The sequence below is a fragment of the Bacillus sp. FSL K6-6038 genome, from assembly GCF_038050455.1.
GTDB lineage: Bacteria > Bacillota > Bacilli > Bacillales > Bacillaceae_G > Bacillus_A > Bacillus_A pseudomycoides.
Genome location: NZ_JBBOUH010000001.1, coordinates 4,189,174 through 4,214,163, shown reverse-complemented (window position 1 = coordinate 4,214,163; position 24,990 = coordinate 4,189,174). Strand labels below are relative to the sequence as shown.

Genomic DNA, 24,990 nt, shown 5'->3' with positions numbered 1-24,990 from the left:
AATGAGAGCAAAAACAAAGTTAATTCATGGTATTCGCATAGGAGAACCTTCAACTGGATCTGTAAACGTACCGATTTATCAAACAAGTACGTACAAACAAGAAGCAGTTGGTAAACATCAAGGATACGAATATTCACGTACAGGTAATCCAACGCGTTCAGCATTAGAAGAAATGATTGCCGTATTAGAAAACGGTCATGCAGGATTTGCATTTGGTTCAGGAATGGCTGCTATTACAGCAACTATTATGTTATTCTCAAAAGGAGATCATGTCATTTTAACAGATGACGTATATGGCGGAACATATCGTGTGATTACAAAAGTATTGAATCGTTTCGGTATTGAACATACATTTGTAGATACAACAAATTTAGATGAAGTAGCAGAAGCAGTACGTCCAAATACAAAGGCAATTTATGTAGAAACACCAACAAATCCATTATTAAAAATTACAGATATTAAGCAAATTTCTACATTTGCAAAGGAAAAAGGTCTATTAACAATTATTGATAATACATTCATGACGCCATACTGGCAGTCACCAATTTCTTTAGGAGCAGATATTGTACTTCACAGTGCAACGAAATATTTAGGTGGACATAGCGATGTTGTTGCCGGATTAGTTGTTGTTAATAGCGCGCAATTAGCAGAAGACCTTCATTTCGTTCAAAACTCAACAGGTGGTATTCTTGGACCACAAGATAGCTTCTTGTTACTTCGTGGTTTAAAAACATTAGGAATTCGTATGGAAGAACATGAAATAAATTCACGCGCGATTGCTGAGTTTTTAAATAATCATCCAAAAGTTAATAAAGTATACTATCCAGGCCTTGAATCACATCCGAATCATGCATTAGCAACTGAACAAGCGAATGGATACGGTGCAATTATTTCATTCGATGTAGATAGTGAAAAAACGCTAAATAAAGTACTTGAGAAACTGCAGTATTTTACGCTTGCTGAAAGTTTAGGAGCAGTAGAAAGCTTAATTTCTATTCCAGCTCAAATGACACATGCATCTATTCCAGCAGATCGTCGTAAAGAGCTAGGAATTACAGATACATTAATTCGTATTTCTGTCGGTATTGAAGATGGCGAAGATTTAATTGAAGATTTAGCCCAAGCATTAGCATAATAAAAAAGCACTGCTAAAAAGGCAGTGTTTTTTTAAATACAATTTGTGAAACTTTTCACAAATTAGACACACACAATTAAAAATATTTCGTGTATAGTAAAATCATGAAATAATACTTCACACATAAATATGTGAAACATTTCACAAACAATAGGATTCATGTAGGAAAAGTAACTCTATTTTTTTACGCTAATAGGGACGTATTAAGACCCTTAGGGTCTATTTAAGTCCATATAGCAGAATAGGAGGAAATTACATGGTAGTCAAAGAGAAAGTTGTAAATGAAACGCAAGAAGTGGCAGAAATGATTGAGACGTTAGTAAAGAATGGTAAAAAAGCTTTACAAGCATTAGAAGGTTTTACACAGGAACAAATTGATAAAATTGTACATGAAATGGCACTTGCGGGCGTGGATCAACATATGCCGCTTGCAAAAATGGCTGTTGAAGAAACGGGACGCGGTGTGTATGAGGATAAATGTATTAAAAATATTTTTGCAACTGAATATATTTGGAATAGCATAAAAAATGACAAAACAGTGGGGATTATTCGTGAGGATCCACATGAGGAAGTAATAGAAATTGCAGAGCCGGTCGGTGTGGTTGCTGGGGTAACGCCAGTAACAAATCCAACGTCAACAACGATGTTTAAAGCGATCATTGCGATAAAAACGAGAAACCCAATTATTTTTGCATTCCACCCTTCAGCGCAGCAATGTTCTATCGCAGCTGCAAAAACAGTGCGCGATGCTGCAGTGAAAGCTGGTGCACCAGAGAACTGTATTCAATGGATTGAAAAGCCTTCTGTTGAGGCAACAAAACAATTAATGAATCATGAAGGTGTAGCGCTTGTTCTGGCAACAGGAGGAGCAGGAATGGTAAAATCAGCATATTCAACTGGTAAACCAGCTTTAGGAGTAGGACCAGGTAACGTTCCATGTTATATGGAAAAATCAGCGAATGTGAAACGTGCTGTGAATGATGTAATCTTATCAAAAACATTTGATAACGGTATGATTTGTGCTTCTGAACAAGCAATTATTGTAGACAAAGAGATCTATAATGATGTGAAACAAGAAATGATAGCAAACAATTGTTATTTTGTAACAGAAGATGAACGGAAGAAATTAGAGAAACTTGTCATTAATGAAAATACATGTGCAGTAAATAGCGATATTGTTGGGAAATCTGCTCACTACATTGCATCACTAGTAGGAATTGCAGTACCAGAAGATACAAAAATGCTGGTTGCAGAAATTAAAGGAGTCGGCGCAAATTATCCGCTATCCCGCGAAAAATTAAGCCCAGTATTAGCTTGTATAAAAGCAAATTCATTAGAAGAAGGATTGCAGCATTGTGAAAACATGTTAGAGCTTGGCGGTTTAGGACATTCTGCAGTTATTCATTCTACAAATACAGAAGTACAAAAACAGTTTGGTTTACGTATGAAAGCATGTCGTCTTATTGTGAATGCTCCGTCAGCACAAGGCGGAATTGGTGATATATATAATGCTTTCATTCCATCGCTTACACTTGGATGCGGATCATACGGAAAGAACTCTGTATCTCAAAACGTAACGGCAACTCATTTAATGAACGTAAAGAGACTTGCAAATAGAAAAAAGAATATGCAGTGGTTCAAGCTGCCACCAAAAATTTATTTTGAAAAACACGCTACGCAATATTTAGCAAGTATGCCAAACATTTCACGAGCATTCATTGTAACAGATCCTGGAATGGTTCAACATGGATATATTGATGTAGTAACGCATTATTTAGGTCAACATAGAAATGATGTAAAAGTAGAAATATTCTCTGAAGTAGAACCAGATCCATCAGATGAAACTGTATTTAAAGGTGCAGAAATGATGAGAAGCTTCAAGCCAGACGTGATTATTGCTCTTGGCGGCGGATCAGCGATGGATGCAGCAAAAGGAATGTGGCTATTTTATGAGCATCCAGAAACAGAATTCTTTGGTATCAAACAAAAGTTTTTAGATATTAGAAAACGTACATGCAAATATCCAAAACTAGGAACTAAAGCGCAGTTTGTTGCGATTCCTACAACATCTGGAACAGGATCAGAAGTGACACCATTTGCGGTTATTACAGATAAAAAGAATAATATCAAATACCCGCTTGCTGATTATGAATTAACACCAGACGTTGCAATCGTTGACCCGCAGTTCGTTAAGACAGTACCACCACATGTAACTGCTGATACAGGAATGGACGTATTAACACATGCGATTGAAGCGTACGTATCTATTATGGCAAACGATTATACAGATGGATTAGCTTTAAAAGCAATTGATCTTGTCTTTAAATATTTACCACGTGCATATAAAGATGGAAATGACGAAGAAGCTCGTGAAAAAATGCATAATGCTTCAGCAATTGCTGGGATGGCATTTGCCAATGCGTTTCTTGGTATTAACCATAGCTTAGCGCATAAAATTGGACCGGAGTTTCATATTCCGCATGGACGTGCTAATGCAATCTTAATGCCGCATGTTATTCGCTATAATGCAATTAAACCAAGAAAACATGCACTATTCCCTAAATATGAGCACTTTGTTGCGGATGAGCGTTATGCACATATCGCAAGAATGCTTGGTCTTAAAGCACGTACAGTAGAAGAAGGCGTAGAATCACTTGTGCAAGCGATTGTTGCTCTTGGAAAAGAATTAAATATTAATATGAGTGTTGCTGGCCAAGGTATTGAAAAAGAAGCATTTGAAGCAGTTGTTGATATACTTTCTGAACGAGCATTTGAAGATCAATGTACAACAGCAAATCCGAAATTACCGCTTATTTCAGAGTTGAAAGAAGTGTATATGCAAGCTTATAAAGGTGTATAGAAAATTTGAAAGAGCCGTTTAGCAGCGGCTCTTTTTACTTTGGAAAACATCTCCCTCATTGGCTGTATTTACTTGCCTCAGAAACGATTAGAATATGATAGAGTGAGAGGGAGGAGTGGTAGAAGTATGAAAGAATTACAACAGAAAATAGCAGATTATATTCGCTTCGGTCAAGTTCTTCTTGCGCTAGCCACATTTTTAATGATTGGTTTATTAATCCCAAATGGAGGAAGAGAAACTGTACAATCCTTTGCGATGATGGGTGTTATTGTTTTATTTTTAGGGATGTCATTTTTCTTTTTCAAGCGTGTTAAAGTATTGCGTGACAGGTTAGAGGAGAACGAGTATGAATAGGATTGATAGATGAAACGCTACGAAAAGAGTGTATCTTTTTGTAGCGTTTTTTCGTATAAGTAAAATTTCTAGAAAATGTATGTGTTTTATATTAATAATGATAATCTTTATCAATTAAAATATAATAGACCTAAGTTCTAATTCAAGGTCATTTGTGAACGGAAGTTCTTGTCCGTTGTTAGAACAACATAAATATCTAGTGTATAACTGAAAATCCTCCCCCCCCCCTCTCAACTGTAGTTTTCTTTATACTAGTTATGATATGGATGCAGTAGACAAGCTTTGTCTACTGTCTTTTTTTGTTAAAACTTGTATATCATTGTAATCGGTAATAATAAAATCTGCATAAGGTGTTAGTTCTTTTATAGCATGTTCATGATTTGCAATACCGACAGCGATACTTCCGGCATCTTTGGCCATTTTTACATCCACAACAGTATCTCCAATCATTACTAGTTCATTTGACTTAATGGCAAGTTGTTCACATGCTTTTGTAATCATTTCTGGGTAAGGCTTTCCGTTTTCTACATCTTCTGGCGTAAAGAGAAATTGAAAAGATGGTATGTTAAGTAAATCAATACACTTTTTTGTTCTCACCTTATTATCTGAGGTAAGAATACCTGTGTATATTCCTTCTTTTTGCAAAGAAATGATGCATTCAGTTACCCCTTGAATAGGATGAAAAGCTTGTTCAATGGATAATTGTTCATTACTTTCTTCAAATATGGTAGTAGCGAGTTCTTTGCAACGATGCCATGGATATTTTTTGATTTGATATAAAAGGCTCGCGACAACAATTATTTCTTCTTCTTCAGATGCGACCGCTAATAGGCCTTTAAAATCAACTTGGTTTGGAGGGACAAATCCAACTGCTTTTTCCCAAAGTGGTTCATACTTTTTACCAACAACTTGTGAAAATTTGGATTTTCGCAGTCTATCAATTTCCTGCCAAAATGGAGTAGCTTGAAATAACGTACCATCTTTATCAAAGGCAACTGCCTTTGTTTCAATAATTTTTCCTGAAATTTGAATTTTCCCCATATTTCATGTCACCTCGTTTATAATAGTTACCATATACTGTACATTCTGAAATGCATTACAGGTCAAGGGGGGAGTTAAGATTTCTACAATTGAAGATATCGCGAAATTAGCTGGAGTGTCTAAAGCAACGGTTTCCCGTGTAATCAATCATCATCCGTATGTACGTCCAGAATTAAGGGCGAAAGTGCAAGCGATTATTGATGAAAAAAATTATGTACCTGTGGCAACGGCGAAAGATTTACGTCGTCTGCAAACAAATTTAATCGGTGTAGTCGTACCAAATTTACATCATCCCTTCTTTAGTCAGTTAATCCAAGAGTTAAGTGGTATTTTAAAAATAGATTGTTATGATGTCGTGATATTACAATCAAATTATGAAGTTGAGAGAGAAAGAGAATTTTTACAATATATTAGGACGAAGAAGTTAGATGGGTTTATTTTTACTACACTTTCTTTGCCAATAGAGGAAATAGAACGTGCGGTCTCTTCAGGGGCAATTGTTATCTGTAATGAACATGTAGAAACAGAATTCGTATCCACAGTTCAATTTGATGAAGAGTTAGCAGGTTATATAGGAACGAAGCACCTTTTTGAAAATGGATATACACGTATAGGATTTTGTTACGATACATTAAAAAGTAAAGCGCAGAGACAGAGATACCAAGGATATAAACGAGCTTTAAAGGAGCATGGCCTACAGTTGCAGCAAGAATGGGTATTTTCGAATTGCTGTGGACTGAAGGATGGAAAGAATGTTATACATGTCATTCAATCCATGAAAAATGCTCCTGATGCAATTTTTACAGGTAGTGATGAGATAGCTGCTGGAATCATTATGGAAGCGCAGCGATTAAGAATTCGTATCCCACAAGATTTTGGTGTTATGGGATTTGATAATCAAGAGATCTCCATGATAATGCACCCTAATATAACAACGATCAATACCTCCATCAAAAGTATGGCAAAGAATACTATCGTATTATTGCATAAGCAATTACGAGGAGAGCATGTACAACGTATACAATTGCCTATTTCAGTTATAGAAAGAGAATCTACAAGAAAGGAGTAGGAGTATGTTCCATACACATCGTTTACAATTTCGCAAATATACAATGACCGATTTAGATTTTTACGCTTCTTTATGGGGAAATGAGAAAGTGATGCGTTACATTGGGAACGGAACTCCGAAAACATATATGCAGTGCAAAAAAAGTCTTGAAAGCTGGGTTCTTCCTAGTTATAAAAACGGTTTAGGATTATTTCTAATGATTGAAAAGGAAACAGATACACCAATTGGTCACGCAGGACTCGTTAGGCAACAAGTAGATGGAAGAGAAGAAATTGAAATTGGGTACTGGTTACTTCCAGAGTATTGGGGAAAGGGATATGCAAAGGAAGCAGCAACAGCTTTTCGAGATTATGGTTTTCAAGTGTTAAGTTTGAATAAGCTCATTTCTCTTATTAATCCAGATCATCCTGCTTCTATCTTTGTTGCCCGAAAAACAGGAATGAGTTATGAGAAGACAGCATCATTTCATGGAATAGATGTTCTTGTATATGCAATTAAAAGAACAGGATAAATCCTGCTCTTTTAAAGAATGAGACTACTAAATACCATTAATATGTTTAAAATTACATGCCATATAATAGCTGGAATGATACTATTTGATTTCACAACTATTCCTCCATAAAATATACCAGCTATAATAAAAGCGGTGGAAACACTCCAAGAAAAACCTAAGGAGTAATGCTGTAAACCAAAACCAATGCTTGTAAGCAAAATAGCCTATTTTTCATCAAACTGATTTGTAAACTGATGTAGTAGGATTCCCTGCCAAATACATTTTTCTAATACGCCATTGATAATAGAAAACAATACGGCAAATAGCATGATATGTTGTATATAAGATATTCCTTTTTGTAGTAGAAAAGGTGTAAAGGTGACGATGTTAATAGAAATCGCGATGATAAGAAATATATAAATTTTAACTTGATGAGGACCACTCCAAATAAAAGGCATGTGCAAAGTATTGTTCCATTTTGGTTGATTCTAATTTAGAGATATTCGCTGTTTGCGTACAAGAGCATCTATGAGAAATGGCACAAAAACAAGAAGTAGGCAAAGACGTTTCACAATAATTGTTAGTTCTCTTGAATAAAAGGGAATTTGATCCATAGTAAATAAATAGAGAAAGAATCCACTCCCAAATAATAGAGTAATCCATATGAAATGATGATAGTTTTTCTTTTTTAGTAGTAGAAGTAGTAATGTAAGGATCCATAAACAAAAGAATGCTATATTAGTAGTTTGTATAGTAATCATAAGAGGTGTAAAAGAATAATAAAAATCCCTTCATCTTTTTCTCCTTTTAAAAAGGTAATATTCAACTTTTAAAGAATAGTATATAACAATAAAAGGGGGAATGGGATTGTATATTTATCATAATGGACTCATTATTCGAGAAGGAACGACAGGTGTGCCAGCTTATGCAATTAAAAGTTTATTTGAAGATGCGGGCTGGAGTAACAATAGCATTCCATCATGGCAAATTGAAAAATTTACGATAGCATTTGAAAATTCTACGTGGGCTTTTACGATTTGGGATGAGGAAGAAATGATTGCGATGGTTCGTGTTATTTCTGATCAGATAATGGCTGCAAATATTATGGATTTAGTTGTGAAGTATGAATATAGAGGAAAAGGATTAGGAAAGAAGCTCGTTTCTCTTTGTATGCAGAAACTCCCTCATGGAGATTGGTTTGCTCATACTTCTGCGAATAATTTTGATTTTTATCGTAGTTGTGGTTTTGAGGTGCGGGATTTATCTCAAAATGGGACGTGTGCTTATTATGGTTATAATGAAGCGAAAAAAGCAGGACATCGATAATCCCATTAGATAATAGAAAGCGTGTAAAAAGGATTGCTAGACGATAGCGATCCTTTTGTATTTACACAGATAAACTATTTTATTGTACAAAAAAGAAGTAGTGAATTGCGAATGAGAGAGTAAACAAGGGGAGTAGGAATATCATTTTCTTTTTGAAACCTTTAAAGAAGGAGTTATTATTGGGAGCAAGCCAAACTTCTAATGTGGAATAGAAGAGTAATGAAACTGCCAATAATATGCCACTAACTAATTCAAATGTCATTGTTAAGACCTCCAATTTCACCAAAGATACTTAAATAATAACATGAAAATGTTAATTATTAACAGTTTGTAACGATACTTTTAGTGATTAGAATGAAGGTCTATTCATTTTGTGGTAAAATAATAAAGAAAATTCAGAAATTTTAAAAGGAGGATAAAAATGAATATTAAAGTAGGCGATACATTTCAGTATGAAAGAACATTTACAGAAGAAGAAGTTTTAGAATTTGCTCATCTTACAGGTGATAAAGGGAGACATCATATGGAACATGATGAGCAGGGACGTTTAATGGTGCATGGGTTATTAACTGCAAGTATTGGAACGAAAATTGGTGGAGAGGTACATTACATAGCACGGGAATTAGTAAGTGAATTCATCAGGCCTGTTTTTACTGGAGATACAATTACTTGTGATGTAACTCTTACAAGTGTGGAACAAATGGAAGGGTACAAAAAGGTATCAATAGAGTCGATTTATCGTAATCAAAAAGGGAAAGAAGTATTAGTAGGATCAAGCTATGGAATTATACGAGAATAATGCAAAAAGCCTGTTTTTCATTTTTGAAAACAGGCTTTTTGCATTGCATTTTAATATACACGTTTTCGATTTTCAGCATGGCTCGAGATGAGTAATAATGCGGAGTCTTCGCCAATATTACGCACAATATGTGGCACACATGCACTCCAGGAGAAAGAATCTCCTTCTTCCACAATCGCGATATCTTCTCCGTGCTGTACTTCTAATTTACCGCGCAAAACAAGATGGCATTCTTCACCTTCATGAGCATTTGGTATATTTTCTTTTGGAAATCCAGCTGGGATTTCTACTAAAGATAAACGAAGGCCTCCTTGCTCAGCGACATGTTCAATCCTTTGTTCATCTTTTCCATACACACTGTATTTTCGTTCTTCCTTTTTTACAATTTTCATGTGATCTTTTTGCTCAAGTAATAAATAAGGGAGAGGAACGTTTAAAAATTTGGAAATTGTTTCTAAAGTTGAGATAGATGGAGAAGTTTTATTATTCTCGACCTGGCTCATAAAACCTTTAGAAAGTCCTGTTCCTTCACAAATTTGGGCGATAGTGACGCCTCTGCGCTGACGAATTTCACGTATTGCAGAACCGATATTCATAATAATCAAGCTCCTTTTTTGTAGACAACTATTTGTATCATAGCAAAAAAAAACATTTTTTTCTCAAGAAAAATAAATTGACGAATAAAAAAAAATATTGTATGTTTTGTAATGTGAACAAAAGTTTTATATTATAAAACTCAAAAGGAGAGAACAAAATGAATCAACATATTGGTAATTTAATTATTCGTATCGTATTAGGAGTAACGTTTTTTATGCATGGTTTGGCAAAGTTCCAATCAGGCATTGATAATATTGCAGGATGGTTTACAAGCATTGGTTTACCAGGTGCTCTTGCATACGGCGTAGCGACAGTAGAATTAGTTGGTGGTCTGTTATTGATTATCGGTTTAGGTGTACGTTATATTGGATTATTATTCGCACTTATTTTAGTTGGAGCAATTGTAAAAGTAAAATGGTCTGCTGGTTTATTAGGAGATGGAAAGAATCCAGGATACGAATTAGACCTTGCATTGTTGGCAATGGGTCTTTACTTATTCGTTGTTAAAGCTGAAGGTTTTGTAGATAACTTCTTAAAAGCAACTGTATTCAAAAAAGACTAATCGAAATGGGGGCATAACAATATGGACTTTCGACTTCATCCCAGTACAACACTCGGTGCAGTTCATTTATATGTATCGAACTTACAACAGTCTCTAGCATTTTATACAGATGTGTTACGATTGAAAGTGGTAAGAGAAGAGGAGCATATCGCTACACTTGGTAATGAAAGTAATGAACCACTTCTTATAATAGAAGAGAAAGAAAATGCTCTTCCAAAACAAAGAAGTCGCACTGGTTTATATCACTTTGCAATCTTACTACCAAGTAGACAAGATTTAGCAAATATTCTTCTTCATCTTGTGCAGAAAGTGTATCCGTTACATGGCGGGGCAGATCATTACTTTAGTGAAGCAATTTATTTAGCTGACCCAGATGGAAATGGAATCGAAATTTATCATGATCGTCAAAGAGAAGTATGGCGTGATGAAAAGGGAGAGCTTCCGTTTGTTAGCAACCCATTAGATGGAGAAGGATTATTACAACAAGGAAATGAGTGGAATGGATTTCCAAGCGGAACAGTAATGGGACATATCCATTTACATGTTGCTGATTTAGAAGAAGCAAAACGTTTTTATGTAGATGGGCTTGGATTTGAAGTGACGATTCCAGTCCGAAACGGTGCATTATTTGTTTCAGCAGGTGGCTATCATCACCATGTTGGTTTAAATACATGGCAAGGTCAAGGTGTGCCGCCGCAAATGCCAAATTCCGTTGGCTTGAAATATTTCACAATTGTACTAGTAGATGAAAAAGAAAAAGAGCAAGTGTGTGAAAGCTTAAAATATATTGGCGCGATTGCTACGTATAAAGATGGAATAATGCAAGTAGAAGATCCGTTTGGTCACTGTATTCAATTGATTGTAAAAGGAGAAGCCTAAATAAAGGCTTCTCCTTTTTTTACTTTCTTATAATTGCTTTTTCATTTTGTAAAAAGAGTTCATTAAACTGTCTTGCTAGCTCGAAATCAAGTTTTGTTAAACCTTTTGCATTCCAGGATGACAAAGTAATAATGACTGCTTTATACTGGATAAGGATAAATGGATGGTGATTGTGTTCTTCTGATAGTTTGGCGGCTTCAGAGACAAATTCGACACCTTTTAAGTAGTCGGAAAACATATATTTTCTTTCAATCCATTTTTCATCTTTCACTGTCCATTTATCTAGCTTTGCTAATTCCTCTTGCACTTCTTCATCTGTTAGTCGTTGCATTATTGTTCACATCCTTTATTGAGAGTAGGGCAAGACCATTGCTAATCAAACGTTTTACAGATTCATTTTCTGTAAAAGTAGAAAGTTGTTGTAATAGAGCAGTAGATGCGTCGTGTCCTTTGTTATGCTCTAAAAGTAATTCTAAAATTTCAAGGCGAAGTAACCATTCTTTCGTATAGAACTTATTTAGTACCTCTTGAATTGCTATTAATTGTTCCACATGTGAATCTTGTAACACACCTTCATTTCGAATATCACGAACGGTTTGATACATACGATCAAGCTCAGTTAATGTAAGTGGTTCTGGTGTTTCTTCTACTTCTTCAGTCACTTCGAAGAATGCGGCTGCATCGGCTGCGCCTGGGAATACAGAAGTGATTTTTGAACCAACTGCCATGTCAAAAGCTCCCCATGAAGCATCAAATAATAGACGATCTTTGTAAACCACTGTGCAATCTGTAAATGAAATAAGAGCGATTTTTTCATCGTTTTTCATAATATCGGTTACTGTTCCTTTTACATGAACACCGCTTGCAAAGTATAGTTCCGTACGATTACCAATGATAATGCCTAATGCTTGTAACTCCTCATCTGTGCAATCTTCGAGTGAAACATTGCCTTCTAATAAACCAACTGGTGTACCAAATCCATCTTGATGTACAGCTGTAGAATGATTCGGTAGTTGTTTATTGTTTAGTGCTAATGCAGTCGGTGTATTTGTTTTCATGTAAATCACTCTACCTGCATCATTTTGAATCTTTTCTGCAAATGTACCTGTAATTTGTAACCCACTACTTAATTGAGCAGTTGCATTGTTTTCAGAACGAATTGCTTTTTCTAATCCTTCTGCGTCACCTGTTTTAAAAGCCATTGTTTCAGAGAAGTTCTCAAGTGCCTCTGTTAATTCTTCAAATGACTTGCATACAAATAGCTGTGGTTGCATTTTTGTAACATCATAGGTCGTTTTTGTACAAGCTTCAATTGAGAATGGGACTTTTTCTACAGCATCTGTTAAACAATGTTTGCTCTCACCGACAGAGGAGAGAAGACCGGCACCGTAAATTTTCGGGTTATTTATATCTCCAATTAAGCCGTACTCGACTGTCCACCAGAAAAGGCGAGAAATTTGTTCCGCTTCTGATAAGCCAGAAACAAGCTTTTGCTTTTCGACAACTTCTTTTTCAGCTGCTGCAACTTCTTCTGGTGTAGAAGTTGGACTTTCTTTCACAATTGTCAAAGTACGCACAGCTTCAAAAGCATCGTGTTCTTCTTTAGTTGAAAATGCTTTTGCTCCAATTTGGCCAAATCGTTTTACATATTTTGCATATGTAGGATCAAGTAAAATCGGTGCATGTCCAGCTGCTTCGTGAACGATATCAGGAGCTGGAGTATATTCAATGTTTTCCACTTTACGAATATCTGTTGCGATTGGTAATAAACCATGTCCTTGGAAATCAAAGAACGCTACGCCGGGAATAAGGCCGTCAATCGTTACTGCACCCCAACCACTTGGTGCTAAGCATTCATTCATTTCTTCAACCTTTGGAATTGCATCTATATTAATACCAGATGATTGTAGTCCGTTAACATAGGCTGGATGAGCAACATCTTTTAAAAAGTTATGGTTTTGTCTCATAATGTAACGCCACACAGCGTGATTAACCGGTGTGTACTGATCGTAATGCTGCGTGGATACAAATGGTTTTAAATGTGATGGAATTTCTGTTTTCTTTGTCATTAATACATCCTCCTTTTTTATCTGTAAAAACTGCTGTGATTACTTTTGGGTATATCACCCCCTTTCAATTATTGTAAGCGCTTATAAAATTTTATCATAAGATTCGGAATTATTTAACATTTGTTTTTGTGAGAAATAGAAAAAGCCCCTATCGGAAAATCCGATAGGGGCGAAGAAATCGCGGTACCACCCTATTTGTAAGTGAAAATCCACCTACTTCTCAGTTACTGATAACGGAAAAATCCGTCTTTTCCTTCATGCAAAAATAGCACTACGAAAAAGAAACTCCAGAATTGTAATTCGCACTTGTATATGTACTGATTCGCACCAAACATCAGCTCTCTGAAACAGGGATATAAGTTACTACTGCGATTCTTTCAACGCGTAATATATGAAATTGTTTAAAAGGGGAAGACGCAAAAAAGTCCCTATCGGAAAATCCGATAGGGACGATAGAAATCGCGGTACCACCCTACTGGTAAACAAAAAATTGTTTACCACTTACTTTAAGATAACGGAAAGATCCGTCTTTCTCTTCATGCATAATCGCACTACGGGAAAGAAGCTCCAGAATTGTAATTCACGCTTGTATATGTACTGATTTGCACCAACCATCAGTTCTCTGAGTCAGGGATATAAGTCGCTACTAGGTTTCCTTCAAAGCCGATATATAATTCGTTCAACTAAACTATGTTTTGTATTATAAAACTACATTTGAATAGTTGTCAACAATAATTTTATTTAAATATAGTAGATAAGGGGAACGATAAGTGGGAATTATCTATAGGAGGATAGGAAAAGATGTGGAGAAAAATAATTATTTTGATTGTCTGTGTTTGCTGCTTATGTGAAGCTGTGCCTACTGTTCAAGCTGAAACAAAAAATATACAAGTAGCTTTTATTCGTAACCATAATCTCTGGATAAAAATCGATGGGAACGAAAAACAAATAACAAAAGGAGAGTACATAACAAAGCCAAAATGGTCACATGATGGAAAATGGATCGCATACGCAAAGGGAGAGGAACAAAATCAGCTTGAATTGTACTGTGTTGCGGATAGAAAAAAAGTTGTTCCGTCTCAGACAGAAGCAACGAATTATCAATGGTCACCGGCAGAGAATATAATTGCATTTGAATTTACAAGCACGTTAAATACATTTGATGCAGAGAAGAAGAATGCAACGTTTGAAAATGTATCATCGGGTGTAGGAGACTATGCATGGTATCCAGACGGAAAGAAATTTCTTGTTTCGTCTGAGGCTCAGTTGCTTCCAACAGGTTGGACAGGAGCGCAGTTATATGAAGTACAAAAGGATGCAGGAATGAACCCGAATAAAATGAAACACCTGTATACATTACCGAGTATGCAGGAAGATTTCTTAGCTTATATTGCAAGTGATTTCAAGTGGTCTCCAAATCAAAAGTGGATTGCTTTTTTAGCTGTACCAACTGCTTCGTGGTCAGCTGATAGTAATACACTTTGTCTTTTGAAAGCGGACGGAAGTTATTTTGAAAAAGTAGATCAAATGTTATTAAACAGCCAATGGATACAATGGGCTCCATCGAAAAATATATTAGCTTATATTGAAGGAAGTGGAAGATTTGCGTTAGAGAATAAACATTTAAAAGTAAAGGAATTACCCGCTCTCCAGCAAGAAAAATTCACTCCAAAAGGATATGTTGATTGGGATTTTACATGGCAGGATAATGAACTTATTACTCTTTCAAGAGCGAAGGAAATGGAATGGTCGAACGAAGAAGAAAAAAGATCATTGCCTTCTTTATACCAAGTAAATATTCAATCAAATCGACAGCGTCAAATTACAACTCCTTCAAAAAAATATGGAGATTACAATCCACTTTATATAAAAAGTGAAAATCAGCTGACATGGATGCGCTCTGACCGTAAAAAGGCAGATATGTGGTTGGCGAATGGAGATGGATCGAAAGCGAAGAAATGGATTGAAAATATTGATGTCCCCCAGTGGTATTATGAAAAATGGAATTGGGAGGAAGTTATTTCTGTAAAAGAAGGTTAAAAAAGCTGCCTAGAATATTTTTTAGGCAGCTTTTTTATAGTTATTTGTGCGTTTTATTCGGCTTCTTTTTCCCAGGATTTCCATTCCCTTGGCGTTTTCTATTTTGCTCGTCTTTCGCTTGTTTTTCGTGTATTGTGTCTAAAAAATCATTTGAGTTACTCATTGATATATCCTCCTCAGAATTTCGTTTTATCTCTGTTACTATAACCATTTGAGAGGAGAATCATGAATTGGTATTCGGATTAAAAAATGTATAACTCTGTATAGATTTTTCAGCTTTCAAACATTTGTGAATCCCTCCCTAAATATATAAGAATTATAAAGTGAAACTTTAATCAGTGGGGGTTTTCTTCATCCCTCACTGATGATTATTAGCCCTCACCAATCGGGCTTTTACGGGCAGTTGATCCCCACCTAACTTCTTTGCTTTCACTGAATTTTGAGGTGGAGGTCTTACTGCCCGTTAATGCGGGATAAAAATGGTTTACATATTTTATTGTAATAATTGCTAATATGGGTGTCGGGTATTTTTTACAGCATCATTCATAATTGTGATTAAAAATAATGCAAAAGGAATATAGAAGAGAAAGGAGAAAAGATAGAAAGATATATTTATTTTCATAGAAAGGACTAAAACTATGAAACTTATTTTCATAAGGCATGGCGAGGGAACACATACAAAAGATTTACCTATGAGCTTGCAATTAGAGAATCCAGCTTTGACAAAAGAAGGCGAAAAACAAGCATTGTTACTTCAAAGTAGTTTACCACTACAAGAAATCGATGTATTAATAGCGAGTCCTACGCTTCGAACATTACAAACTGCTGCGATATGGAGCTCACAAGTAGTTTGCCGCAAAATAACACATCCTTATATTTCTCCACGCATTTTCCCTTATCGTGAAGGAGCGAGAACATTGCCGTGTGACAGGTTGTTAGATACAAAGGTAATTCAAGAGTTATTTCCTAGTTTTTCTTTAAGAGAAAATACAAACGATATGTTATGGAATCAGGGGATAAATACGATTTCAGAGAAGGAATTTCAGAATATAGCAGATGAATTCATCGATTGGTGTTATACATTACATACAGAAAGAATTTGTATCGTTTCACACGATGGAACGATTACAGCATATAGGCAGTATTTACAAAATTTAGTTCTAACCAGAGAGGATTTTTTAGAAGAAACAGGTGTGTATGAAATAAACTTATGAATGGAGGTTTTTTATTTGAATATTGCGTTAGTAGTTGGCGATAATTCAGATTTAGAAGCACAATCGCTTCGAGCGACGCTTGAGTATTTTGGAGCAAGAGTTATTACATATTGGATTGGTCGACCGCGGGATTTGATGGATGTTCTTTCAGGGAAAAGTTTGTATGAAGATATAGATTATATTATCTTTTGCTTTCATGGTGAAGAAGGAGAATTTGTAATGGAAGAATTAGGGGAAGATGTATATGAGAAAGATGAGCTGAGAGGAAACTTTGGTGTAACTGAAATTAAACAATATGCAAAATTGCATAACAAGTATATTATCAATAGCGGGTGTACTTTAGGAGATCCAAAACTTGCGACAGCATTTTTAAATAGTGGTGTAAAAGCTTATATAGGCTCAACAGATTATGTGGATGGAAATGCAGCACTTATGTTTACAATGCGTTTATTTTACGGGCTTATTAATCATCAAAAAACAATAGATGATGCATTTCAAGATGCAAAATCATTAGATAACGGGACTCTTACATTTGAATTATATAGAGAATGAAACGTACTTATCCGAATATAGGATAAGCACGTTTCACATTTACCGCATAATTTTTTTTGTGAAAAATAATGAAAATCATTATCAATTATGGTATGATATTTTCAAGTTTTTTGCAAGGAAATAAAAGCAACTATATAAATGTTAGTTTTTAACATTCTATGTAATTGTCACAATTTATTCATAATTAACATTTGAAAAATAAGTAACTAATGTTAAGATATTACCTGTAACTAACTTAATTACACCTTTAGGAGGAAGATATGGTTATTCAATTTTTAAGAGAAAACAAAGCAGTTTCTTTTGTGTTAGCGATTATCCGTGTTTATCTGGGGTACACATGGTTGATGGCTGGAATCGGAAAGTTACAAGGAAAGGGATTTGATGCGACAGGTTATTTGCAGGGGGCTATTGAAAAGTCAAAAGGAGCACAACCAGCTGTTCAATCTTGGTGGGCAGCATTCTTACAAGACTTTGCAATTCCGAATGTTGATCTATTTAACACGCTTGTAACATGGGGAGAAATTCTAGTTGGAATAGGTTTAATTGTAGGTTGTTTAACGAAAACAGCTGTCTTTTTTGGTCTTGTAATGAACTTTTCCTATATGTTTAGTGGGTCTCTAGGTGTGAATCCACAAATGGTTATTTTATCTATGTTTGTTTTAGTTGCTGGCATGAATGCTGGAAAACTTGGAATTGATGGTTGGATTGGACCTAAATTACTAGGTTCAAAAACGCAAAAAAGACAGAGGCAAGCTGCTTAATATATGAAACGGGTATTTCAAAGGTGAGATACCCGTTTTTATTACTTTGTCGTTTCGGTTGGATTCTTTTCAAAGAATTCTTTTACATAGCCCATAAATTCTTTCGGTTCTTGGCGGAATGGGGCATGATAACCTTTTTCAATAATATGAAAGGCGCTGTTTTTTAAAAACTGATGATAAGATTCGCCTTCTTTCCATGATACACTACTATCATTTCTGCCCCAAATAATTAAAGTCGGAAGCTTGATTTCACTAGCATTAATCTTAAGGCGTCTAGGCCACATTTTCATTTGGTTATAATGTTCTGTATCATCACGTTTAAATTTCACTTTACTTTCATCATAATTTGTAATTGAAGAAACAGTATTTAAATCAGTTGATAACTGTGGCTTAGGTGAAGCATTTCTGTTCGTTAATGATACAGCTCCTGTAGCGTCCGTTAAAATGAGATGGGTAACTGCATTTGGATATAAGTATGTTAAATTAAGAGAAATTTCTCCACCCATAGAATGACCAAGCACTGCAAATGTATCATATCCTAATTTTTTCATTAACTTATAATAAAGATTGGCATGGTTAGGGAAAGAATATGGAAAATCCATCGGCTTGGAAGAATGGCCAAATCCTAAAACATCAACGGAGATAATCGTATGATCTTTTGCTAAGTCTGCATAAATATCGCTAAATCCGTTGGATGATCCACCAAATCCATGAAGCATAAGTAATGGTGGTTTCTTTTTCCCAATTTGTTTAAAGTAAATAGTTTGTCCATCTATTTCGACCATTTTTTCATCTGTTGTTAACTTTGTTTCAATTGTATTTTTTACCTGTTTTACTGTTTCTACTGGTTTTTCTGCCGCATTACAACCCACTAATAATGTAAGAGTAAGACAGCTTACTATATAAGATTTCATTCGTTTCAAGCATTTGACCCCTTTCTAACATAACGCTGCATCCATCATAGCAAATAAATGGTCACGATTTCCAGATAGGTGACTTCCATTTTTTATCATAAGGGGTGAAAGCAGTGTTTCTTGAAATCCTTTCGATTCCAAGTGTGCTCGAAATGTACATTGTGAGTGTGGAACATCTATACGTACAGTTCCATTCCAACCTTTGCAAATGGATTGTAATAATTGGATTGCATCTCCCTCATTTTTTGCGATAAGAGGGGTAATGCACAGTACATCCCCTTTTTGGATACATAATGCAAAAGACTCTATCCTGTGGTTTCTTTCAATTTTAAATGTGAGTGCTGCTCTAGCTAGTAATATTGAATAATGGTTTGGACGATGCGTACCTGTTGCGGTTTTATCAAGCTTACTGAGAGAACTAAGATCATCTTGTATAATTTGCTTTAAATGAGAGAGATTCGTAGATGTATTTGTAACAAATTTTTCAAAGCGATGGATTGTTGTAATTGTCGTAAAGCCGTATTTTTGGTACAAGGGCACACCAGCATCTGTTGCGATGAGTATAACTGGGAGAGAAGTAGGCGCTTGTTGCACACAAAAATCGAGTAAAGAATGGCCAAGTCCTTGTTTTTGAAAGTTGGGGTGAACCATTAACATACCGATAGAAGAAAATCCAGATTCGGAAGGGAATACCCCACCAGTAGCAATCAGTTTTTCGTTCTGTGTATAGCCAAATAGACTTCCGATTGACAGGTACATTTCAAATTGCTTTCGCATAAATAATTGAGGCTGTAACCATCCAACAGCCTCGCAAAGAGAAATGAGCTGTGAAATACTAGAATTATTTAGTTTTTGTATTTGCATATTGAATCACCACATTTCTAATCTAGTAGAAATATTTTACCATGAAAAAAATGAATACATAGTCATAAACAGAGAGAATGTAAAGCAGTAATTTTTAATTTTGAAAAATCCATACTAGTTTCTTTTCATTTTGTAAAGGTGATAAAGCTTAATGATATAAGACAAAGATATACAAATTATAACTGAAATTTACATTACTTAACAAAATATTTACATATAACTAACTTTTCCTTAATAGTCTTCCTTTAAATTGGGTATAGGGAACTTAATAACGTATTAGGGGGACAAAAAAAGTGAAAAAGTTTATGAAGAAAGCATGGCCATTTGCAGTTGTCACATCGTTAGCACTTACTTCCGTAGTAACGTGGGGCGTAACACGTTCAGATGTAATTAAAGCGGATGGAAAAGCAAGTGATCCAAAAATTAAGAATGTAATTGTTTTAATTGGGGATGGCATGGGACCTTCGTATATGACTGCTCATCGTTATATGAAAGACAATCCAAAGACGTTTGAAATGGAATCGACAGAATTTGATAATCATCTTGTAGGAACACAAAAGACATATCCAGAAGATGAGCATCAAAATATTACAGATTCTGCATCAGCGGCAACAGCGATGTCAGCAGGTGTGAAAACATACAATGCAGCAATCGCGGTTGATAATGATCAGGCAGAAGTGAAAACAGTACTTGAACAAGCAAAAGAGCAAGGGAAATCAACAGGTTTAGTTGCAACTTCTGAAATTACACATGCAACGCCAGCTGCTTTTGGAGCGCATGATATAAGCCGTAAAAATATGGATGCAATTGCAAATGATTACTTTGATGAGAAAATTAATGGGAAACATAAAGTAGATGTTCTTCTTGGTGGTGGCGTGAATAACTTTGTAAGAAAAGATCGAAATCTTACAGAAGAATTTAAGAAGTCTGGTTATAGCTATGTAACAGATCGTGAGCAATTATTAAATGATAAAAGTGATCAAATTCTTGGTTTATTTGCACCAGGTGGCTTAGATAAAATGATCGATCGTAATGAAAAAACACCTTCGTTAGAAGAAATGACAAATGCAGCAATCAATCGTTTAAATAAAAACGATAAAGGTTTCTTCTTAATGGTAGAAGGTAGTCAAATTGACTGGGCTGGCCATGATAATGATGTAGTTGGTGCGATGAGTGAAATGGAAGACTTTGAGAAAGCATTTAAAGCAGCAATTGAATTTGCGAAAAAAGATAAACATACATTAGTGATTGCAACAGCTGATCATTCTACTGGTGGATTCTCTCTTGGTGTAAACGGTGAATATAACTTTAATGCAAATGCAATTAAAGCTGCGAAACGTACACCAGACTTTATGGCAAATGAAATTGCAAAAGGTGCAAATGTAGAAGAAACGTTGAAAAAATACATTGATTTACAATTAACAACAGAAGAAATTAAATCCGTGAATGACATTGCTCCATCAAAAGATGTAACGAAAATCGATAATGCGATTGAAGAAATCTTCAATAAACGTTCATTTACAGGCTGGACAACAGGTGGACATACGGGTGAAGATGTGAACGTATATGCATTTGGACCAGGTAAATATCTATTCTCTGGTGTTCAAGAAAATACAAATTTAGCAAAACGTGTCTTCGATATTGTTGGTGGCGGTGACCCTAATAAAGGCAGACGCTAATTGTGAAGGAAAGCGAGGCATTTCGCCTCGTTTTTTCTTTTTTGGAGGAATGAAGGATGCAAAACTTTGTTAAGAAAATAGGGGCTTCTGCTCTAGCTGGGTTATTATTAATGGGTTGTCAATTTCAGCAAGAAACGAAGCAGAAAGATATAGAAAAGAAAGAGGTAACGGTAAAACAAGAAACGAAGGTACATGTAACACCAGAAGAAGAGAAAGAAATTCGGAATGTAATAGAGACGTTTGTGCAGACGACAAACGAAAAAAATTTCGATCAACATATGGCTTTGTTTTCGGGTAAAATTGTTGGCGCCGAAGACTTACGAACACAAAAAGAAGCGGCGTTTCAACGAGAAAATAAGAGAATTGAGTTGAATCGTGTTCAAGTGAAAAGTTCAAAAGGCAATTTTGTCATTGTTGAAACAGAAGAAAAAGAAATAGATGATGGAAGCTCTCTTCAGAAAAAGATCCGGTATGCGCTAGGAAAAGAAGATGAGCATTGGAAAATTGAAGAAGTCCGGACGGTAGAAAAGAAATAAAAAGGTTCTCTTATTAGGAGAACCTTTTTATAATGGTAGTAAAATTTGATTTGAACATGCTTCAATCTCATCAATATCTTGGCGGATGGTTGCCATTTTATTATCAAGCTCTTCAGCTTTCATGGCAGCATCGTGGAGTTCATCTTTTAAATAATCGGGGATATTCCCCTCATATTTATAGTAGAGTTTATGCTCTAAACTTGCCCAGAAGTCCATAGCGAGTGTACGTAATTGAATTTCTGCAAAAACTTCTTTTGTACCAGAATTTAGCGCTAGTGGATACTTAATAATCATATGCAAACTTTTATAGCCGTTTTGCTTTGGATTAGCAATGTAATCTTTTACTTCTACAATTTCCATGTCTTCACGATTTTCAATGACTTGTTTTAAGTGATAAATATCTTCCACAAAGCAACATGTAATCCGGATGCCGATAATATCTTGCAAATGTGTTTGCGCATTTGCAATCGTTGGTGCTAAATTTTTGCGTTCGAGTTTTTTTACGATGCTTTCAGGCTGTTTCAATCTTGTTTTTATATGTTCAAACGGGTTGTAGTCCTCTAAGAATTGAGCTTCCCGGTTCATAATTTCGAATTTTGTTTTTAACTCTTCTAAAGCGAATGTATAAGGTAATACAAATGCTTTCCAATAGTTAACAGTTGATTGATTATATTTCATTTATATACACACCTTTTCATATTTGCAAATAAGGTTGCTTATTATACTAAATACCAAATCATATAAGCGCATGCTGCAAATGATGAGATCATAAAACGGTATTTTGCTTTCATTTGTTTTTAACTCCTTTCTAATTAGCTTTCATATATCAATAAATTGGATTGTTAATAAATTGATTATGTACAATTCTAATAGTAATGGATTGATGTGAATTTCGTATGAACTAATTGTTTCAGTTTTTTGTCTTTTTAGAATGATTGTTAAAAGGGTGAATTGACAAAAAGAATAATAGCATTTATTGTATAAATCGTAATCATTACGTTTTAGTTGCGATCTTTGGAGAAAAGGAGGTCTACATATGCGTGTAAACATTACATTAGCTTGTACAGAATGCGGTGATCGTAATTATATTACGAAGAAGAATAAGCGAAATAATCCGGAGCGTATTGAACTGAAAAAATATTGTCCACGATTAAAGCGAGTAACATTGCATCGTGAAACGAAGTAAAACAGCTAGAGAAATCTTGCTGTTTTTTTATGCATTTCTATTCTTAAGTAGGTACAGACACAAACAACCCCCCGCCCACATACATATAGTAAAGACCACTATTTTGGCGGAGGTGAAGGGTTTGAGTCTATTCGCCGCAATTGGATACATGATTCGCGAAGTGTTTGTATTTGTTTCTTATGTTAAAAACAATGCGTTCCCACAGCCATTGTCATCAGACGATGAAAAGAAGTACTTAGAGCTGATGGAGCAAGGTGATGCTCATGCGAGAAATCTTTTAATTGAACATAATTTACGGCTTGTGGCTCATATTGTTAAGAAATTTGAAAACACAGGTGAGGATTCAGAAGATTTAATTTCTATCGGAACGATTGGGCTCATTAAGGCAATTGAGAGTTATTCAGCGGGGAAAGGAACGAAGCTGGCGACATATGCAGCTCGTTGTATTGAAAATGAAATTTTAATGCATTTGCGTGTACTGAAGAAAACAAAAAAAGATGTTTCACTTCATGACCCGATTGGACAGGACAAGGAAGGAAATGAAATATCACTTATCGATATTTTAAAATCCGAATCCGAAGATGTAATTGATATGATCCAGCTTAGCATGGAATTAGAAAAAATTAAGGAATATATCGATATTTTAGATGAACGAGAGAAAGAAGTGATTGTAAAAAGGTTTGGACTTGGTCTTGATAAAGAAAAAACACAGCGAGAGATTGCGAAAGCGCTAGGCATTTCAAGAAGTTACGTGTCCCGGATTGAGAAGCGAGCGCTGATGAAAATGTTTCATGAATTTGTTCGTGCGGAGAAGGAAAAGAAGGGAAAAGCGTAAAGGTGTGTGGTACGGTTGCAGCACGAGTGCAGCCGTTTTTTCTTTTGATGAAAAGGGAATAAAACAAGAAACTCTAAGAAGAAATATACGTTCACTGTTGAAAATGACGGGTTCTATCTGTAATATTAGAAGGTGCTAACGAATTTAAGAATGAAATAGTACTTGTTTTTTCTTTTTATATGACTGGCTCGATGTATGATAAGTGAATATAAAAACCACTTTCTGATATAGAAAGAAAAGAAGGGAAAGATAAACTTAATTGTTACATTAAGACTTATTAGGAGGTTTCGCGGTTTGCGACGTACATTATATCGACTCATGATCGAACTTACAAACGGGCGTTTTACTTCTTATATATTACGTAAATTTGCACAGTCTCGCTTAAGTTCCATTATTATTTCATCTTATGCAAAAGCATTTCAATTGAATCAGGATGAGATGGAGAAGGACTTAAAGGAATACCAGACGCTGCATGAATTATTTACACGTAAGTTGAAAGAAGGAAAACGAGAAATAGATGCAGCGGCATCAAGTATTGTTAGTCCTGTTGATGGGGTATCTGCTGATCATGGCCCTATTGAAGAAACGAAAACATTTGATATTAAAGGCAAGCGGTATTCGCTTGTGGATATGCTAGGTAATGAAGAGCGAGCAAGACGCTATGCCGGCGGTACATATATGGTTATTTATTTAAGTCCAAGTCATTATCATCGCATTCATAGCCCGCTCTCAGGTGCTGTGACAGAGAGATTTGTACTTGGAAGAAAATCATATCCAGTAAACGCAGCAGGAATGAAATATGGAAAAGAACCATTGTCAAAGAACTATCGTTCTGTCACAGAGGTCGATAGTGAAGGACAACATATGGCGCTTGTAAAAGTAGGAGCTATGTTTGTAAATAGTATTGAGCTTCTTCATGAAAGAAATACTGTTCAAAAAGGTGAAGAGATGGCATACTTTACATTTGGTTCAACAGTCGTGTTACTGTTTGAAAAAGGAATGGTTGAAGTTGTTTCAACATTAACGAGTGGCCAAGAACTTCGCGTTGGTGAAAAAATCGCAACGCGCTTATCTAATGGTAACGGGCAGTAAAAGTTTTATCACAAACTTGTGAGGACACCAAGAAGTTAGATGGACTTATGTGATGAGTGAAAAGTTCCCACGGATGGAAGTTTCATTTTATAAAAGAGCCATCTTGAGGATGGCTCTTTTTACAGGCGAAGCA

Annotated in this window: 27 protein-coding genes and 2 other annotated features; of the genes, 18 read left to right on the top strand and 9 right to left on the bottom strand. The window is 35.4% G+C overall.

Features of this window, described 5'->3' with window-relative positions; translation table 11 throughout:
* Position 1 precedes the first annotated feature (1 nt).
* From NSQ40_RS22230 to NSQ40_RS22220, 3 genes are all read left to right on the top strand, one after another.
* The gene (locus NSQ40_RS22230; RefSeq protein ID WP_003200535.1) at positions 2-1,135 is read left to right on the top strand and encodes a bifunctional cystathionine gamma-lyase/homocysteine desulfhydrase; all 1,134 of its coding nucleotides are present in this window, start codon (positions 2-4) and stop codon (positions 1,133-1,135) included.
* A 256-nt stretch (positions 1,136-1,391) separates the two neighbouring features.
* The gene (gene adhE, locus NSQ40_RS22225; RefSeq protein WP_003200538.1) at positions 1,392-3,995 is read left to right on the top strand and encodes a bifunctional acetaldehyde-CoA/alcohol dehydrogenase; all 2,604 of its coding nucleotides are present in this window, start codon (positions 1,392-1,394) and stop codon (positions 3,993-3,995) included.
* 126 nt (positions 3,996-4,121) lie between these two features.
* A complete protein-coding gene (locus NSQ40_RS22220) occupies positions 4,122-4,349 on the top strand; it encodes a YrhC family protein (protein WP_003200539.1) in 228 nt (75 codons plus the stop codon).
* A 255-nt stretch (positions 4,350-4,604) separates the two neighbouring features.
* Here NSQ40_RS22220 and NSQ40_RS22215 read toward each other — a convergent pair whose 3' ends face one another.
* On the bottom strand, positions 4,605-5,390 hold the full coding sequence (locus NSQ40_RS22215; RefSeq protein ID WP_003200541.1) for an HAD family hydrolase: 786 nt from the start codon (positions 5,388-5,390) through the stop codon (positions 4,605-4,607).
* Between the two features lie 115 nt (positions 5,391-5,505).
* On the opposite strand from NSQ40_RS22215, the gene NSQ40_RS22210 reads away from it, so the two are divergent.
* Both NSQ40_RS22210 and NSQ40_RS22205 read left to right on the top strand, forming a co-directional pair.
* Positions 5,506-6,459: a LacI family DNA-binding transcriptional regulator gene (locus NSQ40_RS22210; protein ID WP_003200543.1), complete on the top strand. Its 954-nt coding sequence runs from the start codon at positions 5,506-5,508 to the stop codon at positions 6,457-6,459.
* A 4-nt stretch (positions 6,460-6,463) separates the two neighbouring features.
* The gene (locus tag NSQ40_RS22205; RefSeq protein WP_003200544.1) at positions 6,464-6,970 is read left to right on the top strand and encodes a GNAT family N-acetyltransferase; all 507 of its coding nucleotides are present in this window, start codon (positions 6,464-6,466) and stop codon (positions 6,968-6,970) included.
* Positions 6,971-6,981: 11 nt separating this feature from the next.
* On the opposite strand, the gene NSQ40_RS29530 is transcribed toward NSQ40_RS22205, so the two are convergent.
* Complete coding sequence (locus NSQ40_RS29530) at positions 6,982-7,170, bottom strand: CPBP family glutamic-type intramembrane protease (protein ID WP_157837842.1); 189 nt, start codon at positions 7,168-7,170, stop codon at positions 6,982-6,984.
* A gap of 649 nt (positions 7,171-7,819) precedes the next feature.
* Between NSQ40_RS29530 and NSQ40_RS22200 the strand changes: the two genes are divergently transcribed.
* Both NSQ40_RS22200 and NSQ40_RS22195 read left to right on the top strand, forming a co-directional pair.
* Complete coding sequence (locus tag NSQ40_RS22200) at positions 7,820-8,278, top strand: GNAT family N-acetyltransferase (RefSeq protein WP_018765876.1); 459 nt, start codon at positions 7,820-7,822, stop codon at positions 8,276-8,278.
* 421 nt (positions 8,279-8,699) lie between these two features.
* Positions 8,700-9,077 carry a MaoC family dehydratase gene (locus tag NSQ40_RS22195; RefSeq protein WP_003200549.1) on the top strand — a complete coding sequence of 126 codons (378 nt, stop codon included), beginning with the start codon at positions 8,700-8,702 and terminating at the stop codon, positions 9,075-9,077.
* 50 nt (positions 9,078-9,127) lie between these two features.
* Here NSQ40_RS22195 and NSQ40_RS22190 read toward each other — a convergent pair whose 3' ends face one another.
* Positions 9,128-9,673, bottom strand: coding sequence for a helix-turn-helix domain-containing protein (locus NSQ40_RS22190; RefSeq protein WP_003200551.1), 546 nt, complete (start codon positions 9,671-9,673; stop codon positions 9,128-9,130).
* Between the two features lie 158 nt (positions 9,674-9,831).
* On the opposite strand from NSQ40_RS22190, the gene NSQ40_RS22185 reads away from it, so the two are divergent.
* Entirely contained in the window at positions 9,832-10,236 is a 405-nt protein-coding gene (locus NSQ40_RS22185; protein ID WP_003200553.1) for a DoxX family protein, read from the top strand.
* A gap of 21 nt (positions 10,237-10,257) precedes the next feature.
* Entirely contained in the window at positions 10,258-11,115 is an 858-nt protein-coding gene (locus NSQ40_RS22180; protein WP_098114022.1) for a VOC family protein, read from the top strand.
* 19 nt (positions 11,116-11,134) lie between these two features.
* On the opposite strand, the gene NSQ40_RS22175 is transcribed toward NSQ40_RS22180, so the two are convergent.
* A complete protein-coding gene (locus NSQ40_RS22175) occupies positions 11,135-11,449 on the bottom strand; it encodes a 4a-hydroxytetrahydrobiopterin dehydratase (protein WP_029427556.1) in 315 nt (104 codons plus the stop codon).
* Positions 11,427-13,184 (bottom strand): aromatic amino acid hydroxylase, encoded by a 1,758-nt coding sequence (locus NSQ40_RS22170; RefSeq protein WP_258248286.1) that lies wholly within the window; start codon positions 13,182-13,184, stop codon positions 11,427-11,429. The genes NSQ40_RS22175 and NSQ40_RS22170 overlap by 23 nt, the downstream gene beginning before the upstream one ends.
* Positions 13,185-13,346: 162 nt before the next feature.
* Positions 13,347-13,574, bottom strand: a binding site (T-box leader).
* A gap of 52 nt (positions 13,575-13,626) precedes the next feature.
* Positions 13,627-13,854 (bottom strand) — a binding site (T-box leader).
* 131 nt (positions 13,855-13,985) lie between these two features.
* On the opposite strand from NSQ40_RS22170, the gene NSQ40_RS22165 reads away from it, so the two are divergent.
* Positions 13,986-15,224, top strand: coding sequence for a TolB family protein (locus tag NSQ40_RS22165; protein ID WP_003200560.1), 1,239 nt, complete (start codon positions 13,986-13,988; stop codon positions 15,222-15,224).
* 40 nt (positions 15,225-15,264) lie between these two features.
* Here NSQ40_RS22165 and NSQ40_RS22160 read toward each other — a convergent pair whose 3' ends face one another.
* Positions 15,265-15,387, bottom strand: a complete 123-nt coding sequence (locus NSQ40_RS22160; protein ID WP_003200562.1) for a DUF4023 domain-containing protein — start codon at positions 15,385-15,387, stop codon at positions 15,265-15,267.
* Between the two features lie 475 nt (positions 15,388-15,862).
* Here NSQ40_RS22160 and NSQ40_RS22155 point away from each other — a divergent pair, with 475 nt between their 5' ends.
* From NSQ40_RS22155 to NSQ40_RS22145, 3 genes are all read left to right on the top strand, one after another.
* A complete protein-coding gene (locus NSQ40_RS22155; protein ID WP_258248287.1) occupies positions 15,863-16,438 on the top strand; it encodes a histidine phosphatase family protein in 576 nt (191 codons plus the stop codon).
* Entirely contained in the window at positions 16,439-16,990 is a 552-nt protein-coding gene (locus tag NSQ40_RS22150) for a hypothetical protein (protein ID WP_006095972.1), read from the top strand.
* Positions 16,991-17,250: 260 nt separating this feature from the next.
* Positions 17,251-17,751: a DoxX family protein gene (locus tag NSQ40_RS22145; RefSeq protein WP_003208549.1), complete on the top strand. Its 501-nt coding sequence runs from the start codon at positions 17,251-17,253 to the stop codon at positions 17,749-17,751.
* A gap of 41 nt (positions 17,752-17,792) precedes the next feature.
* On the opposite strand, the gene NSQ40_RS22140 is transcribed toward NSQ40_RS22145, so the two are convergent.
* On the bottom strand, positions 17,793-18,665 hold the full coding sequence (locus NSQ40_RS22140; protein ID WP_371388594.1) for an alpha/beta fold hydrolase: 873 nt from the start codon (positions 18,663-18,665) through the stop codon (positions 17,793-17,795).
* Positions 18,666-18,689: 24 nt separating this feature from the next.
* Complete coding sequence (locus NSQ40_RS22135; protein WP_003208547.1) at positions 18,690-19,529, bottom strand: GNAT family N-acetyltransferase; 840 nt, start codon at positions 19,527-19,529, stop codon at positions 18,690-18,692.
* 293 nt (positions 19,530-19,822) lie between these two features.
* Here NSQ40_RS22135 and NSQ40_RS22130 point away from each other — a divergent pair, with 293 nt between their 5' ends.
* Entirely contained in the window at positions 19,823-21,208 is a 1,386-nt protein-coding gene (locus NSQ40_RS22130) for an alkaline phosphatase (protein WP_003200574.1), read from the top strand.
* A 56-nt stretch (positions 21,209-21,264) separates the two neighbouring features.
* Positions 21,265-21,744: a hypothetical protein gene (locus NSQ40_RS22125; RefSeq protein WP_033797205.1), complete on the top strand. Its 480-nt coding sequence runs from the start codon at positions 21,265-21,267 to the stop codon at positions 21,742-21,744.
* 27 nt (positions 21,745-21,771) lie between these two features.
* On the opposite strand, the gene NSQ40_RS22120 is transcribed toward NSQ40_RS22125, so the two are convergent.
* Complete coding sequence (locus NSQ40_RS22120) at positions 21,772-22,422, bottom strand: GTP pyrophosphokinase (RefSeq protein ID WP_003200578.1); 651 nt, start codon at positions 22,420-22,422, stop codon at positions 21,772-21,774.
* Between the two features lie 358 nt (positions 22,423-22,780).
* Between NSQ40_RS22120 and rpmG the strand changes: the two genes are divergently transcribed.
* The 3 genes from rpmG (at position 22,781) to NSQ40_RS22105 (ending at position 24,857) form a co-directional block, all read left to right on the top strand.
* Positions 22,781-22,930, top strand: a complete 150-nt coding sequence (gene rpmG / locus NSQ40_RS22115) for a 50S ribosomal protein L33 (protein WP_001265619.1) — start codon at positions 22,781-22,783, stop codon at positions 22,928-22,930.
* Positions 22,931-23,051: 121 nt separating this feature from the next.
* Positions 23,052-23,765, top strand: a complete 714-nt coding sequence (gene sigK, locus NSQ40_RS22110; RefSeq protein ID WP_018765865.1) for an RNA polymerase sporulation sigma factor SigK — start codon at positions 23,052-23,054, stop codon at positions 23,763-23,765.
* A gap of 294 nt (positions 23,766-24,059) precedes the next feature.
* Positions 24,060-24,857 carry a phosphatidylserine decarboxylase gene (locus NSQ40_RS22105; RefSeq protein WP_033796426.1) on the top strand — a complete coding sequence of 266 codons (798 nt, stop codon included), beginning with the start codon at positions 24,060-24,062 and terminating at the stop codon, positions 24,855-24,857.
* The last annotated feature ends 133 nt before the right edge of the window (positions 24,858-24,990 follow it).